Below are 14,757 nucleotides of genomic sequence, written 5' to 3' on the forward strand. Positions count from 1 at the left end.
AGAATCAGACACGCTTTCTGCTACTTAGCCCGGAACAGGCAAACGGCCCCGCAGCATCACGAACTGTGATGTTGCGGGGCCGTTTCCGTGCTGTGGTGGGCGCCGGACCGCGCGATTAGGAGCCGGCGCGCTCGAAACTGCGCACGACCTCAGCGTCGCCATTCGTCTCAACGCGGAAGCCGCTGCAGCCGCCATCGAAGTACATGCGCGAGGCCATGGTCACCAGGCCCGAGTCCGCGAAAATCTCTACGGTCGTGCCGTCGACGACGATGGTGAGCGAGTCGTCGACGTTCTCTGGATCCTCGGTGAGTGGAGCCACCGCAGGGATGTCCGTCTTATACGTTTCGTCGAAGGCACGCGACATGGAACGGTCGACGCGCAGCTCCGTGCCCGCGTGGGTGACCGTCGTCGCTGGCTTGCCGTGGCCGTCGAGGAGCGTGACGGTGACGGCGCTGCCGGCCGGAACCTCGAGCAGGCCCGTCCACATGCGGGCGCGCTTCGAATGTGAGACAGCGTCCGGCAAACCGCGCGGGGGAGTCTGGTACAGCACTCCTCCCTGCAGTGTCACGAGGCGCGGCAGCGTGAGCGCGTTGGCCCAACCTTCCTCGGTCCACGAGTGATGAACCGCGGGGTTATCGCTGCGACCACGACCATTGAGCAAACCGAACAAGCAGGCTTCCCGGTAATTGAAGTCCTCCGAGAACGTGCCCGGTGTGGAATTCGTATTGCGCGGGCGGGTGAAGTCGTGGCCGTAGTCGAGACGACGGAAGCCGGAAACAACCTCAAACTCGGTGCCCTGCAGACGTCCCACGAGGTAGCCAGCCACCTCGCCGGATTCCTTGCCCACAGCTTCGACAGTAAAGAACAGAACGTCATAGACGTTGCCGTCGATTTCATCGCGTAGGCGGATGATGCGAGGGGAGACGATCGCGGCCGGGAGATCGTCCTTGGTGCCGGGGAAGGCGGTATTGCCCTTGAATGTCAGCGGACCGTCGAAGTGCCACGTGTCGCCATCGGCGCTGCGCAGCACGACCGGCGTTGGGTTCTCCGTAGAACCGGACAGCGCCAGCATGAGCCAGCCTTCGTGGCCGTCCTCCCGTTTGTCGTCGGCAGCCCAGTCGGGGACAACGCACGGCGAACGAAAGCGCGAGAATCCATCGGCGCTGGTGATGACCTCGCCATGGCGAGCCACGTTGGGGTCCAGCGCCTGCGGATCGTCAGAGACCTCACACGTTTCGTCATAGCCCGTGTACTTGGCGAAGCGAATGGACGAGGCGCCAGCGGTCAATGAGGTGAAATACAGGTTGATATCAGGGCCGACCGCCGCCACGGAGCCAGCGCGCAGGCCAAACTCGCCGCCTACAGGCGCGAGAGCGTCATCGCACTCGAGCCACTCGAAGGGCGCTTCCTCCGCAAAGACGTGGCCCCATCGGGAAGGCTCGCCAGGGGCCGGACGATATTGGTGGAAGAGGTGCCACGTCGTGCCGTCGAGTAAGGCTCCTGCGGGTGCTTCGAGCACCCCAGACTCCAAAGCGACGTGCAGCTCAGGGCGGTAGGTCATCTAAATCAGGCTCCGGTAAATATCGACTGTTTGGGCGGCGATGGTCGCCCAGCTAAATTTCTCTTCCGCGCGCTTGCGGCCGGCCGCACCCCACGCACGCAGCGTGTCGGCGTCGCCCACCAGGCGGTTGACGGCGGCAGCAATGCCCGCCTCGAATTCCGCGGGCACCTGCTCGTCGTAGTGGACCAGGGTACCCGTTTCGCCGTCCACGACAACTTCCGGAATTCCGCCCACGTCAGAAGCCACGACGGCAGTCCCGCACGCCATGGCTTCAAGGTTGACAATGCCCAGCGGCTCGTAAATGGAGGGGCACACAAAGATGTCAGCGCCGGAGTAAATCTGCTGAATGTCGGTGCGGGAGAGCATCTCACGGACCCAGTAGACGCCATCACGCTGAGCCTGGAGGCCCTCCACGAGCGACTTGGTTTCTGCCTCGATCTCTGCAGTGTCCGGGGCACCAGCACACAGCACGAGCTGCACGTCGGGGTCGAAGTCAGCGGCTGCCTTGAGCAGGTGAGCCACGCCCTTCTGCCGGGTGATACGGCCAACGAAGGCAACGATGGGGCGGTTACGGTCGACGCCCAACTTATCGAGGAGTTCGGTCTCGTGCGGTTGCCACAGCTGCGTATCGATGCCGTTGAGGACGACATGGACCTTGTCCGGGTCGACATTGGGGTAGACATCGAGGATGGAGGACTTCATGCCTGCAGACACAGCAATGACGGCGTCAGCATTCTCAATGGCGTTGCACTCCGACCACGAGGAGATGTCGTAACCGCCGCCGAGCTGTTCGCGCTTCCACGGGCGGTGGGGTTCGAGCGAGTGTGCGGTGACCACGTGTGGAATTCCGTAGAGCTTCCCCGCAAGGTGGCCAGCAAGGCCGGTGTACCAGGTGTGCGAGTGCGCGACATCGGCTGCCGATGCCCCGTTGGCCATGCGCAGGCCCGTGCTCAGCGTCTTAAGCGCGCCGTTGGCATCAGCTAAGTCCGGATCAACACCGTACGTGTAGACATTGGCTTCCTCACGCGGGGCGCCCATGCAGTGGACGTCAACATCGATAATGTCGCGCATGAAACGAGTCAACTCGGCGACGTGAACGCCTGCACCGCCGTAAATTTCGGGCGGGTATTCTTTGGTAAAAATTCCGGCTCTCATAATCGACCAGAGTAACCACAAAACCGCGCCCTCGCCGGGGATTCTTGTGGCCTCGGGGGTGCCTGTGTAAACATCACATGAATTCGCGCATATTTTCAATGACAAAAAGGCAAAGCATGGATAAGTTGGGAGATGTGAAATCCCAGCCTAAAGTTCTAGCCATTGTTCTCGCCGGTGGCGAAGGAAAACGCCTCTTTCCCCTCACTGAAGATCGCGCCAAGCCCGCCGTCCCCTTTGGCGGTGCCTACCGTCTTATCGACTTCGTTCTTTCCAACTTGGTCAACGCCGGTTACCTCAAAATTGCCGTGCTGACCCAGTACAAGTCTCACTCGCTCGACCGTCACATCTCCCAGGCGTGGAACCTGTCGGGTCCGACCCCGCAGTACATCGCTTCGGTCCCGGCACAGCAGCGTCGCGGTAAGCGCTGGTACAACGGCTCGGCAGACGCCATCGTGCAGTCGCTCAACCTCATTAACGATGAGAAGCCGGATTACGTCATCGTCTTCGGTGCGGACCACGTCTACCGCATGGATCCGTCCCAGATGGTCGAGGAACACATCGCGACCGGACTGGATTGCTCCGTGGCAGGCATTCGCGTTCCGCGTTCGGAAGCGACGGCCTTTGGCTGCATCGAGGCTGACGGCATGGGAACCATCACGGAATTCGTGGAGAAGCCGGACAACCCGCCGTCTACGCCGGATGATCCGAATATGACCTACGCCTCGATGGGTAACTACGTCTTTACTGCCTCTGCGCTTAAGCAGGCACTTCTGGAAGACGAGAAGAACGAGAACTCAGCGCACGACATGGGTGGCGACATCATTCCGTACTTCGTCGAGCGCGGCCAGGCCCACGTTTACGACTTCATGTCGAACGAGGTTCCGGGTGCAACCGAACGCGACCACGGTTACTGGCGCGACGTCGGTACCATCGACTCTTTCTACGAGGCACACATGGATCTCATCTCTGTGCTGCCCATCTTCAACCTGTACAACTCACAGTGGCCCATCCACTCGACGGATGCGACGAACCTGCCGCCGGCGAAGTTCGTGCAGAACGGTATCGCGCAGGCTTCCATGGTTGCCGCGGGCTGCATCATCTCGGGCGGTACGGTGCGCAACTCGGTGCTCGCGTCCGACGTTCACGTGGCAGACGGCGCGACTGTTGAGGGGTCGGTTCTCATGCCAGGCGTGCGCGTAGGAAAGGGTGCTGTCGTGCGCCACGCCATTATTGACAAGAACGTCGTTATCTCCGATGGCGCCATTATCGGCGTTGACCGTGAGCGTGACGAGGAGAAGTACACCGTATCTGCCGGCGGCGTAGTGGTCGTGGGCAAGAACGAGACGGTGTAAAACGGCATGGAAATACGCCAGGTGATGCACGGGTAACGACCGTGCCACGGTAGTGCTTCAGCGACAAGGCCCGCCCCGTGCGGGTCTTGTTTGATCTTACAGCGATTACGTAACAAAAAGGTTGCTTTCTTATAACACTATCAGTTAATCTGGTCGTGGTTTACGAATAAAACGCGCATAGAGTAGTCAACATAGCGGGGAATTATGAAAGCAATGCAGTTTGATACCGTCTTCAAATCAGTCGTCGCCTTTGCGACGGCCTTGACCATCGTGGTCGGCGGTTCGGCGGCGGTTCCCCAGGCCTTTGACAAGGATGCTGTCCGTGACACCGCCGCTGTCGCGTCCGCTCCCGGCAGCATGGACCGTGCAGCACGGTAACCACGCAATCGGGTGTAGAACGTTTCAGTGCCATGTTGCGTGATCAGACTTGAGCGCAGGCACAAGCGGCGGAGATAGAAGACAATCCGGTGCAAACGAGGGGGAGATCGGGGTTGGCTAGGAGGGCCAGGGCCGCTGCATGGATCGCGCGGCTGATGGCACCGACTTGAGCGAAGTGGAACGCGCTGCGGAGAATTCTCGCGCAGAAGCAGTAGTGCGAGCTTAACAACAAGCGGCCGGCAGCTCGGCAGTGGCAGAACGCCAAGTGCGGATCTTGACTCTGATAAGTCCTCGAACCATAAAGAGACGCTGATGCCCGCCGGATTTGACATTCTGGTCTTCGCAGCGCGGTGCTTACTTTCCTCATCGGCACCGTTTTGGCGTGAGCGGTGAAGTGCCCGCGTGGCTGCTCAACGCTTTGCGCCTCTAGCGTGGGTACACAAAGACCTCACGGTTGCTTATCGGAACAGCGAGGTCTTTGTGCTTTGTGCGCCGACGGTGACAGCGGGGCGCTTACCGCGACCCAGCTCTTAACGCTTGGTAACCAGCGTGATACCGGATTCGAGGGGCAGACGCGTAATGACAGCGTCCTCCAGTGACCGTGCGAACTCATCGGCTTCGCGCGCAGCAGTCGTGGTGCGATCTGTCCGTGAGGTATCGGCCAGTGTTCCGTCGAGCAATGCTCCAGCAAGGACGAGCGTGCCGCCGTGTGTGAGCAGCGGCCACGCGGCCTTCGTTAAAGCCTGCAGATCCATGGTGGGAACATCAGCGTAAATGACGTGGTAGGACTCGTTGGCGAGGCGGCCGATGACATCGAGGGGACGCGACGGGAGGAAGCGCACGCGCGAGGTAGGGTGGCCTGCCGTGCGGAACAATTGCTTGGCGTTGGCTTGGTGCTCAGCCTCTGGGTCGATGCACGAAAGGATGCCGCCTTCAGGTAGGCCCTCGAGCAGATAGAGACCTGCTACGGAAACTGCCGGAGTAATGGCAATCGCCTGCGGCTTCTCCGCGTGCACGCCGCCAGCAGTAAGAGTGGCAAGGAGCTGACCTACAGCAACACCCGGGGCGGGAAGCGAGAATTCCTCCGCATGCGCGTAGGCGGCACGCAGCGCCTCCGAGCGCTCAGTGGTCGTGTCGATGTAGTCAAGCAGGGCATTATATGCAGTAGAAGTCACAGTGCTTATCCTAGCGGTCCAAGCCGGTGCGCGGGGCTGGCAGGTCGTGCACAGGACCATTCACAGTGGATTAGCAGCTCGATATCTGGCTTTTGGAGCACGGATATAGCACAATGAAATGCATGAAACGCGCAATGGCAGACCATTATTCGGACCAGCTTCACGGGACCGCTGCCTTTGACGCGGGCGAGGCCAGCATGCCCACCTGGGAGGAACTCGTCGCAGAACACGCGGATAGCGTGTACCGATTGGCCTACCGCCTTTCCGGTAATCAACATGATGCGGAAGACCTCACCCAGGAAACGTTTATGCGCGTCTTCCGCTCCTTGGATAAGTACAAGGCCGGAACCTTTGAGGGCTGGTTACACCGCATCACTACCAACCTCTTCCTCGACATGGTGCGCCATCGCAGCAAGATCCGCATGGAGGCGCTGCCGGAGGACTATGACCGCGTCCCGGGCGAAGATATGACCCCGGAGCAGGCTTACACCGTGGCAAACCTCGACCCTGCGCTGCAGCGTGCACTCGATGAGCTGAGTCCCGACTTCCGCGTCGCTGTCGTTCTGTGTGACGTCGTAGGAATGAGCTACGACGAAATCGCAGAAACGCTGGGCGTCAAGATGGGTACGGTTCGTTCGCGTATCCACCGTGGGCGCTCGCAGCTGCGCGCCTCACTCGAAGCCGCGGCCGTCAACGATTCTGACGCACGCATTTTGCTTCGCACGCGGTAGCGTTCAGCGCGCTAGGCTGGAGACGTACACACGCCCGCCAGCACGAGCGCTGCGGACCCGATTCATTCACCCGCTTGGATAAAGGAGGTGGCCATGAAGAACCACGCCGCAACCGTGTCGCTCGGCGGCGCACGCGCAGTGCGCCAGCGCACGGTAGACAAGCTGAAAGCAAAAGCGCGACGTTACGATTCCATTGGTCACCTCGGTCCAGAAGCCGTCGTTGCATTTGTCGATGGTGAGATGGGCCCGAAGTCGCAACATCGTGTTCGGGTGCACCTCGTGCACTGCCCGGAATGCCGTGGCGAGATTGAGCGGCAACGTGGCGCAGCCGAGTGGGTCCGACAACGCAGCAAGGATGTGCATATCCCGCAAAGCCTCGTCGCACGGCTCACGAATATTGCGTCGTCGCCCCAGGGCTCCGGGCCCAATGGGGAAGAGCTGGCGTGTACTCCTAAACAAGACTTTTTGGATAAGCTCGACACGCTGCGTCGCGCAATGAGAAGGTAAAGAACGCGTGTTTTCCAATATCGGGTGGGGCGAAATTTTCGTCATCGCCATTATTGCTGTTTTGGTCATTGGCCCCGAGCGCCTGCCTGGTGTGATTCAGGACGTGCGCGCTGCCATCTATGCTGCGCGCAAGGCTATCAATAGTGCCAAGGCGGAACTTAATGGCGAGATGAGCAGCTTGGGCCAAGAGTTTGACGCTCTGCGTGGTCCCATCAATACGGCTGCGGAGTGGGGCCGCATGGGTCCGCGGGCGGCGATTACTAAGGCACTCTTTGATGGCGACGATTCCGCCTGGGATGACTTCGACCCGCGCAAGCCTTCGCGTCACCAGGAGCCCGGACAGCCTGCTGCAGGCGCACAGCCGAATCAGGGCGGCTCCCAGGGATATCAGGGACCGGGCGCGGCTCAGGCGCCCCAAAATCCCGCTCAGAACCCGGCCCAGAATCCTGCGCAGTCACCGCAGAACCCGCAGCAGCGCAGCCAGAATGGCGGCGATTACAGCAGCGGTGGTGGCTTCTCGTGGGCGGATATCACCTAGCCGTAGGCGCAGAGAACAACCACAGGGAACAACCATAGGGAACAAGAACATAGAAGAAAAGGCCCCGTGAACTCTCGGTACAGTGTTCGCGAGGCTTTATCTCGTGCGGTCTACTTCACGCCGAGACCCAAAGACTTGCCAGCGAGCGAGTCCTTGCGGACGACGAGCTTCGAGGCGACATCGGCAAGCGCGGCTCCGGCGGGGGACTCAGGCGCCGCAACGACTACGGGGGTGCCTTCATCGCCATTGGTGCGCAGGGCCGGATCCAGCGGGATCTGACCGAGCAGCGGAACGTCGGCGCCAAGGAGCGTGCTCAGGCGATTGGCGACGGTATGGCCGCCGCCTGCGCCGAAGATCTCCATCGTGGAGCCATCCGGCATCACCATGGCAGACATGTTCTCCACGACTCCGGCGACACGCTGGCCGGTCTGCTGCGCCATCGAGCCGGCACGCTCAGCGACCTCAGCGGCGGCTGCCTGCGGCGTGGTGACGACGAGGAGCTCCGCGTTGGGGATGAGCTGTGCGACCGACAGCGCGACATCGCCGGTACCCGGCGGCAAGTCGAGGAGAAGGACGTCAAGATCGCCCCAGAAGACATCGCCCAGGAACTGCTGAAGCGCGCGGTGGAGCATAGGGCCGCGCCACACGATGGGGGCATTGCCCTCGATGAACTGGCCGATGGAGATGAACTTGAGGCCGTGCGCGATCGGCGGCAGCAGCATTTCCTCATCGATGACCGTGGGCGGTTCCATATTGCCCAGGAGACCGGGGATGGAGTGGCCGTAAATATCGGCATCGACGATGCCAACCTTGAGGCCGCGGGCAGCGAGCGCGGCGCCCAGATTGGCCGTCATGGACGACTTGCCCACGCCGCCTTTGCCGGAAGCCACGGCGAAGACGCGCGTCGTGGAATTCGGCTTGGCGAAGGGGATTTCGGGCTCGGCCTGGCCACCGCGCAGCTTTTTCTTGAGGGCACGACGTTGGTCGTCATTCATCGCGTCCATAGTCACGGTCACGGTGCCCACGCCCTCGAGGTCTTCGAGCACCGCGCGGGTGTTCTGTTCGATGGTGTTTTTCATGGGGCAGCCAGCGATGGTGAGGTAGATCTCGACCGCGACATCGTTGCCGTCAATGGCGATGGATTTCACCATGCCCAGCTCGGTAATCGGGCGACCGATTTCGGGGTCCTCGACGCGGGACAGTGCCTCGCGTACGTGGGATTCTTCAATTGCGTTAGTCATATCAGCTACCCATCTTAGTCCCGGATCTACCCGTGTAAACTGGTCACCCGTACCACCTGGATTCGAGCTGATCTCGCGACAAGGAGCCCCGTTCATGCATACACGTTTTGCCCGCCGACTTGTGGCTCTCACAGCGGTGGCAGCGAGCACGGCAGGGGTGAGCGCGTGCGCGCGCCAGGAGCCGTTGCCTGAGGCATCTGAACTGTCTCGGGCACAAGTGCGCATCGCGGTGGCCCCTGATTCCCCCGAGCAGCTCGTGCTCGGAGAAATCTATATCCAGACCCTCGGGGAGGAGGGGCGCTCTGCCAGCCTCGTGCATGAGCAGATGCCGGATAGCAGCTCCCGCGTGGATGAATTGGAAGAGGGAAACTCGAATTTCCTCGTGGCATGTACCGGCAACGCGCTCGCGGGCTTCGATATGCCCACGGCCAAGCGCCTAGAGAAGGAACGCGAGGAGGCCGGTGACGAGACGGACCGGGACTTCCTTGCAGAGACGCACATCGCGATGATGAATGCTCTGCCCACGGTGCTGACAACCGTGGATCCTTCGTCCGCACCGGGCTGCAAAGATCAAGAAAAGGTCGATCTGCCTCAGAACTTTGTACCTATCTACGCTAAAGATCTGCTTGATCGGGACGAGCGTTTTGAGATTGCCTCGGTGACGAAGTATCTCACCACCGAGGACCTCGACGACCTGGTGGAGGAGGCTGACCGCACAGGCAGCGTGAGCCAGACGGTGGAGCACTGGCTTAACACCTCCACGTCGAACCCAGGAGACACAAGCGGTAGTTCGGAAGGCAGCGGCACGAGCGACGGCGGCGCGGGCGGGGATGCCGGCGCCAACGCCGGCGCTGGGTCGGGGTCTGGCGATACAGGCGGCTCGACGTTGAAGTAGCGTGGCGGCTTAGTTGCTGAGACCTGCGGCGCGGCTGTGCGCGGGCTAGATGCCGCTAGAGATATCCGCTCGTCCATGGTGTGGGCGAGCGGATTTGTGCGTGGCGGGGACGTGAAAAACACCGACGCCCCGGCGACAGCGGGGGAGCTGTCAGCGGGGCGTCGTGCTAGGAGGGAAGAACCTTACTTCGCGAAGGCTTCCTCAAGCAGCTGGTCATGCTCAATGGCGTGGACCTTGGCGTTACCGGTTGCAGTCGAGGACTGAGCGCGGCGGGACACGCGCACCATCTCCGGCATATCCGGGATGAGGCGACGCAGGTGCTCGTTGTAGAACGGCCACGGACCCTGGTTGGCCGGCTCAGCCTGGACGAAGCGAATCTGCTCCGCGTTCGGATATGCAGCGAAGGCCTCGCGCAGACGGTTGAACGGGATCGGGTGGAGCATTTCCACGCGCACGAGAGCGACGTCCTCGCGGCCATCCTTGTCGCGCTTCTTAGCAAGGTCGTAGTAGAGCTTGCCGGAGACGAGCATGATGGTCTTGACCTTGGAGGTATCCGCAATCTTCTCACCCTGCAGGTCGAAGTACTTCGGGTCGTTGATGACCGAGCGGAACTTCTTGACTTCGGTGAATTCCTCGACGGAGGAAGCCGCGTCCTTGAGGCGCAGCATGGCCTTCGGGGAGAAGATAACGAGCGGGCGCTTCATGTCACCGAGTGCCTGGCGGCGCAGGAGGTGGAAGTGGTTAGCCGGGGTAGACGGCTGAGCCACGGTCATGGAACCCTCAGCACACAGCTGCAGGTAGCGCTCGATACGGGCGGAGGAGTGGTCAGGGCCCTGGCCCTCGTAGCCGTGCGGCAGGAGGAGGATGAGCGAGCTGAGCAGACCCCACTTGGCCTCGCCGGAGGAGACGTACTCGTCGATGATGGTCTGTGCGCCGTTGGCGAAGTCACCGAACTGTGCCTCCCATGCGACGACGGCGTCGGGGTTGCCCAGGCCGTAGCCGTACTCGAAGCCCATGCCGGCGTATTCGGTCAGCGCAGAGTTGAAGACGTTGAAGGAGCCGCCGTTGCCGCGCTCGTTAGCGAGAGCGTCAAGCGGGTTGAACTCGTCACCAGAGGTCGGGTCGAAGACGACCGCGTGGCGCTGGGTGAAGGTACCGCGGCGGGAATCCTCACCAGCGAGGCGGATGGTCTTACCGGCGTTAGCGAGGGAGCCGAAGGCGATGAGCTCGCCGAAGCCCCAGTCGATACCGCCTTCGATGGCGGCCTTTGCACGCTGCTCGGCCACCTTGGCCACGCGCTTGTGGTACTGGAAGCCCTCCGGGGTATCGAGGAAGGCCTGGCCCAGCGCGGCGAGCTCGTCGCGGGTGATGGACGTGTCGAGACCGCGGGTGAGCTCCTGGGATCCGGTGATGCCGGTCTGCTGCTTCGGCTTCGCCTTCTCCGCGGCCTTGACCTCGGTGAAGACGGACTCCATCTGGTCGTGGAAGTCGCGTGCTGCTGCCTCTGCCTCTTCGTCGGAGAGGTCGCCGCGGCCAATGAGCTCCTGGGTGTAGCGCTCACGCACGGAGGTGTGGTCGTCGATGATGTCGTAGAGCAGCGGCTGCGTCATAGACGGATCGTCCGCCTCATTGTGGCCGCGCAGGCGGTAGCAGATGAGGTCGATGAAGACGTCCTTGCCCCATGCGTGGCGGTACTCAGCGGCCAGCTGGCCCACCCAGTAGACAGCCTCCGGGTCGTCGCCGTTGACGTGGAAGACTGGGCAGTCGAAGCCCTTGGCGAGGTCGGTGGAGTAGTGGGTGGAACGCGCCAGGTCCGGGGTGGTGGTGAAGCCCACCTGGTTGTTGACGACGATGTGGACGGTGCCGCCCACGGTGTAGGGCTGCAGGCGGGAGAGGTTGATGGTCTCCTGGACAATGCCCAGACCGTTGAAGGATGAATCGCCGTGGAGCATGATCGGCACGACGGGGTGCTCGCCCGGCTTGCCCAGAAGGTCTTCCTTCGCGCGGGCCATGCCCTCCATGACTGGGTCAACGGCCTCGAGGTGGGACGGGTTGGCGGCAAGGGTGATCTTGATGTCGCCGTCGCCGAACATCTGGTAGTGCTCGCCCTCGGCGCCGAGGTGGTACTTGACGTCGCCGGAGCCGCCGAGCTGGCCTTCCTTGTACTTGCCGTCGAACTCATCGAAGATGTCGGCCAGCGGCTTGCCCACGATGTTGAACAGGACGTTGAGGCGACCACGGTGCGGCATGCCGATGACGACCTCGTCGAGGTCCTGGCCTGCAGCGGTGTCGATGATGGAGTCCATGAGCGGGATGAGCGACTCGGCGCCCTCCAGCGAGAAGCGCTTCTGGCCCACGTACTTGGTCTGCAGGAAGTTCTCGAAGGCTTCTGCCGCGTTGACCTTCTGCAGGATGTACTTCTGCTCAGCGTTGGTGGGCTTCGGGACGCCAGCCTCGAGGCGGTCGCGCAGCCACTCGCGTTCGTCGCGGTCCATGATGTGGGCGTACTCGGAGCCAACCTTGAGGGTGTAGGCAGCGCGCAGGCGGGAGAGCACCTCGCGCAGCGTCATCTGCTCCTTGCCGCCGAAGCCGCCGACGTTGAAGGTGCGGTCCAAATCCCAGATGCTCAGGCCATGGGTGCGCATGTCCAGGTCGCGGTGATCCGGCCAAGGCAGGCCCGGCTGGCGCCAATTCAGCGGGTTGACGTCTGCAATGAGGTGACCGCGGGAGCGGTAGGCCTCGATGAGCTGCATGACGCGGGTGTTCTTGTCCACGCCGGTGTTCGGCACGTCCTGTGCCCAGCGGAACGGAGCGTAGGGCACGCCCATGGACTTGAAGATTTCATCCCAGAAGGCGTCATCATTGATGAGCTGGCCGATGGTGCGCAGGAACTCGCCGGACTCCGCACCCTGGATGACACGGTGGTCGTAGGTGGAGGTCAGGGTGACGAGGCGGCCTACGCCCAGTTCAGCGAGGCGGTCTGCAGAGGCACCAGCGAACTCGGCCGGGTAATCCATAGAACCGACACCGATAATCGCGCCAGAACCCTTGGTGAGGCGGGCGATGGAGTGGCGGGTACCAATGCCGCCCGGGTTGGTGAGGTTGATGGTCACGCCCGAGAAGTCATCCATGGTCAGCTTGTTCTTGCGGGAACGCGCGACGATGTCCTCGTAGGCGTCGAGGAACTCGGCGAAGGACTTGTGCTCGCAGTCCTTGATGGCGGCAACGACGAGGGCGCGGGATCCGTCCTTCTGTGGAAGGTCGATGGCTAGACCCAAGTTGACGTGCTCGGGCTGAACAACGAAAGGCTTGCCGTCCTTGTTTTCGTAACGCACGTTCATGGCCGGGTGGATCTGTACGGCCTTGACCATGGCGTAGCCGAGGATATGGGTAAAGGAGATCTTGCCGCCGCGGGTGCGCTTGAGGTGATCGTTGATGAGCGCGCGGTTTTCCCACATGAGCTTGACCGGCATATCACGCACGGTGGTGGCCGTGGGGATGGTCAGAGACTCGTCCATGTTCTTGGCGATGGCCTTGAACATGCCCTTGAGCTGGGTCTCGCCCGGCTCCGGTGCCTCGCCAATGCGCTCGAGCGGGGACTGCGGCTTCTTCGCAGCGGACTTCTTGGAAGCCGGCTTATCCGGTGCCGGTGCAGCCTTCTTCGTGGAAGCCTGAGCGTCGGCAGCGGCGGCAGACGTGCTGGTCTCGCGCGCGGACTGCTTGACTTCGATGGAAGAACCCTCGGACTGCTTCACGGCAGCCGGAGACTGCGTTGCGCTTTGCGGGGCGCCGTTGGCCTTGAAGTACTCGCGCCACTCCTTGTCGACGGAGTTCGGGTCCTTGGAATACTGCTGGAACTGTTCGTCAATCAGCCATGCGTTGGGGCCGAAGATGCTCGAGTTGCTCACGGCAGATGCTCGCCTCATTTCCTTGCTTACATGCTTATTTAAGTTGCGTTTAACGCGGTCGTTTATTCGACGCTGGGACCGACGGCCGGAATCTAGAAGGGCCTGCAGAAGGCCCACCGGTGCCGATAGTCTGCCCACCATGATAAACCCCACACTGTGAAACATTCACAGAGTGGGGGGTCGTTTGGTGACTTTTAGAGTGGGTGCATAATTTCCGCCCACTAACCTGCGCTTATTCGTTACGGTGTGGGGAACGCTCGCCCAAGCGGGGGTGCCGCGTCCACCACCCAGCGCAGGACGAAGTCGGAAAGTAGTACACAGGTCGTGCTCTGGGGCCACGGGGTGGAAACGGAGGTGCAGGGTCCTTATAGAGCACGCAGCTGCGTGTGTACGTTGTCCATGACTCTGCGCGCTAGCTTGCGATTGGCGATGCCGCCGGCGACGGCGCCCAGGCCCAACGGCAGCAGCTTGGACAGCCATGCCCACTTGAAGCGGCCGACGACCTTCTTGGTGAATGTCTTGGCCAGGCGGCCGGACAGGCCCTGCAGCGTCGGTGCGGAAAAGCGCGTGAGCGCGGCGGCCGAGGCAAGGGAACCGGGACGGGTGGCAGTGGCCGCACCGGGGGCATCGGCAGCCTCGGTGAAGAAGGTGTCAACGATGGCGGTGCCGCGGGAGCCGGAAAGCACCATGAGCACAAGTGCGCGGCGCAGTTCCTTGTCCTCAATGGCTATGCCGCGGAGCTTAGCCGAGGCCAGGATGTACCACGTGGCGGCCTCGAGGAAGACCACGGACTCCGCGGCAATCGCCGCAGTACCCGTCGCGAAACCGATACCCGGAATGGCCGCGGCGCCGCCGGCACCGGCGCCGGTGCCCGTGACGATCTTGAGGAAGTGGTCATCGATAACGCCTTGGCGGGTGTCCATGGAGACGTTCTGGTTCTTCTCGATTACGCCGTCCACGTATTTCGAGATGGTGCTGGCCTGAATACCGACCGCCCGGTCGAGCGTGCTCAAGATGATGGCGGAGAACTTGTCACCGTCAGAATTTTCCGTGGCCCATTGCGTGCGAAAGGAATCGTTGAGGGAACGCTCTTCCTCCGTGAGGACGGTGCCCTCGCCGTCGTCGCGCGGCTGCACCTCAGCCTTGGTCGAGGACTTCTTTCCAAAGAGCTTGTCTGAAATCATGGTCGCTTCCTTAAATCATGTTTGTCATTGGTACGCAGGATCGAGTGTACGGAATTACGCTGGAGGCATGAGCTCGCTCAACCGTCCACCGCGCGCACACCGCCCGGAAAACACGCCCCCGCGGCTCCCTCG

Annotated in this window: 12 protein-coding genes; 6 read left to right on the plus strand and 6 right to left on the minus strand. The window is 62.0% G+C overall.

The features are described 5' to 3' along the window. Positions 1-115 precede the first annotated feature (115 nt). Both HMPREF2559_RS01720 and glgA read right to left on the minus strand, forming a co-directional pair. Positions 116-1,561 carry a GH32 C-terminal domain-containing protein gene (locus HMPREF2559_RS01720; protein WP_070539357.1) on the minus strand — a complete coding sequence of 482 codons (1,446 nt, stop codon included), beginning with the start codon at positions 1,559-1,561 and terminating at the stop codon, positions 116-118. Continuing rightward, entirely contained in the window at positions 1,562-2,716 is a 1,155-nt protein-coding gene (gene glgA / locus HMPREF2559_RS01725; protein ID WP_070539359.1) for a glycogen synthase, read from the minus strand. A gap of 134 nt (positions 2,717-2,850) precedes the next feature. Here glgA and glgC point away from each other — a divergent pair, with 134 nt between their 5' ends. Continuing rightward, positions 2,851-4,068: a glucose-1-phosphate adenylyltransferase gene (gene glgC / locus HMPREF2559_RS01730; protein WP_066491075.1), complete on the plus strand. Its 1,218-nt coding sequence runs from the start codon at positions 2,851-2,853 to the stop codon at positions 4,066-4,068. Between the two features lie 213 nt (positions 4,069-4,281). Then, complete coding sequence (locus HMPREF2559_RS12930) at positions 4,282-4,446, plus strand: hypothetical protein (RefSeq protein WP_156435913.1); 165 nt, start codon at positions 4,282-4,284, stop codon at positions 4,444-4,446. Between the two features lie 530 nt (positions 4,447-4,976). On the opposite strand, the gene HMPREF2559_RS01735 is transcribed toward HMPREF2559_RS12930, so the two are convergent. Then, the gene (locus tag HMPREF2559_RS01735; protein WP_066490657.1) at positions 4,977-5,621 is read right to left on the minus strand and encodes an O-methyltransferase; all 645 of its coding nucleotides are present in this window, start codon (positions 5,619-5,621) and stop codon (positions 4,977-4,979) included. 122 nt (positions 5,622-5,743) lie between these two features. Here HMPREF2559_RS01735 and sigE point away from each other — a divergent pair, with 122 nt between their 5' ends. From sigE to tatB, 3 genes are all read left to right on the plus strand, one after another. Then, positions 5,744-6,352, plus strand: coding sequence for an RNA polymerase sigma factor SigE (sigE, locus tag HMPREF2559_RS01740; protein WP_230384020.1), 609 nt, complete (start codon positions 5,744-5,746; stop codon positions 6,350-6,352). Positions 6,353-6,445: 93 nt separating this feature from the next. Next, entirely contained in the window at positions 6,446-6,859 is a 414-nt protein-coding gene (locus HMPREF2559_RS01745) for an anti-sigma factor family protein (protein WP_066490670.1), read from the plus strand. A 7-nt stretch (positions 6,860-6,866) separates the two neighbouring features. Continuing rightward, the gene (gene tatB / locus HMPREF2559_RS01750; protein WP_070539361.1) at positions 6,867-7,397 is read left to right on the plus strand and encodes a Sec-independent protein translocase protein TatB; all 531 of its coding nucleotides are present in this window, start codon (positions 6,867-6,869) and stop codon (positions 7,395-7,397) included. A gap of 110 nt (positions 7,398-7,507) precedes the next feature. Here tatB and HMPREF2559_RS01755 read toward each other — a convergent pair whose 3' ends face one another. Next, the gene (locus HMPREF2559_RS01755) at positions 7,508-8,638 is read right to left on the minus strand and encodes an Mrp/NBP35 family ATP-binding protein (RefSeq protein WP_070539363.1); all 1,131 of its coding nucleotides are present in this window, start codon (positions 8,636-8,638) and stop codon (positions 7,508-7,510) included. Between the two features lie 94 nt (positions 8,639-8,732). On the opposite strand from HMPREF2559_RS01755, the gene HMPREF2559_RS01760 reads away from it, so the two are divergent. Continuing rightward, positions 8,733-9,533, plus strand: coding sequence for a hypothetical protein (locus HMPREF2559_RS01760; RefSeq protein WP_066509318.1), 801 nt, complete (start codon positions 8,733-8,735; stop codon positions 9,531-9,533). Positions 9,534-9,715: 182 nt separating this feature from the next. Here the strand turns inward: HMPREF2559_RS01760 and HMPREF2559_RS01765 are convergent, their stop codons facing one another. Next, positions 9,716-13,441, minus strand: a complete 3,726-nt coding sequence (locus tag HMPREF2559_RS01765; protein WP_197429488.1) for a multifunctional oxoglutarate decarboxylase/oxoglutarate dehydrogenase thiamine pyrophosphate-binding subunit/dihydrolipoyllysine-residue succinyltransferase subunit — start codon at positions 13,439-13,441, stop codon at positions 9,716-9,718. Positions 13,442-13,806: 365 nt separating this feature from the next. Further along, the gene (locus HMPREF2559_RS01770) at positions 13,807-14,625 is read right to left on the minus strand and encodes a hypothetical protein (RefSeq protein WP_141681518.1); all 819 of its coding nucleotides are present in this window, start codon (positions 14,623-14,625) and stop codon (positions 13,807-13,809) included. Positions 14,626-14,757 lie beyond the last annotated feature (132 nt).

It is taken from the genome of Corynebacterium sp. HMSC072G08, assembly GCF_001809185.1.
Taxonomy (GTDB): domain Bacteria; phylum Actinomycetota; class Actinomycetes; order Mycobacteriales; family Mycobacteriaceae; genus Corynebacterium; species Corynebacterium phoceense.

Excerpts from the sequence above, each read along its gene's own strand:
- HMPREF2559_RS01755 (WP_070539363.1), bottom strand. The coding sequence starts at position 8,638 with ATGACTAACGCAATTGAAGAATCCCACGTACGCGAGGCACTGTCCCGC.
- sigE (WP_230384020.1), top strand. The coding sequence starts at position 5,744 with ATGAAACGCGCAATGGCAGACCATTATTCGGACCAGCTTCACGGGACC.
- HMPREF2559_RS01760 (WP_066509318.1), top strand. The coding sequence starts at position 8,733 with ATGCATACACGTTTTGCCCGCCGACTTGTGGCTCTCACAGCGGTGGCA.
- HMPREF2559_RS01745 (WP_066490670.1), top strand. The coding sequence starts at position 6,446 with ATGAAGAACCACGCCGCAACCGTGTCGCTCGGCGGCGCACGCGCAGTG.
- HMPREF2559_RS01720 (WP_070539357.1), bottom strand. The coding sequence starts at position 1,561 with ATGACCTACCGCCCTGAGCTGCACGTCGCTTTGGAGTCTGGGGTGCTC.
- HMPREF2559_RS01770 (WP_141681518.1), bottom strand. The coding sequence starts at position 14,625 with ATGATTTCAGACAAGCTCTTTGGAAAGAAGTCCTCGACCAAGGCTGAG.
- glgA (WP_070539359.1), bottom strand. The coding sequence starts at position 2,716 with ATGAGAGCCGGAATTTTTACCAAAGAATACCCGCCCGAAATTTACGGC.
- HMPREF2559_RS12930 (WP_156435913.1), top strand. The coding sequence starts at position 4,282 with ATGCAGTTTGATACCGTCTTCAAATCAGTCGTCGCCTTTGCGACGGCC.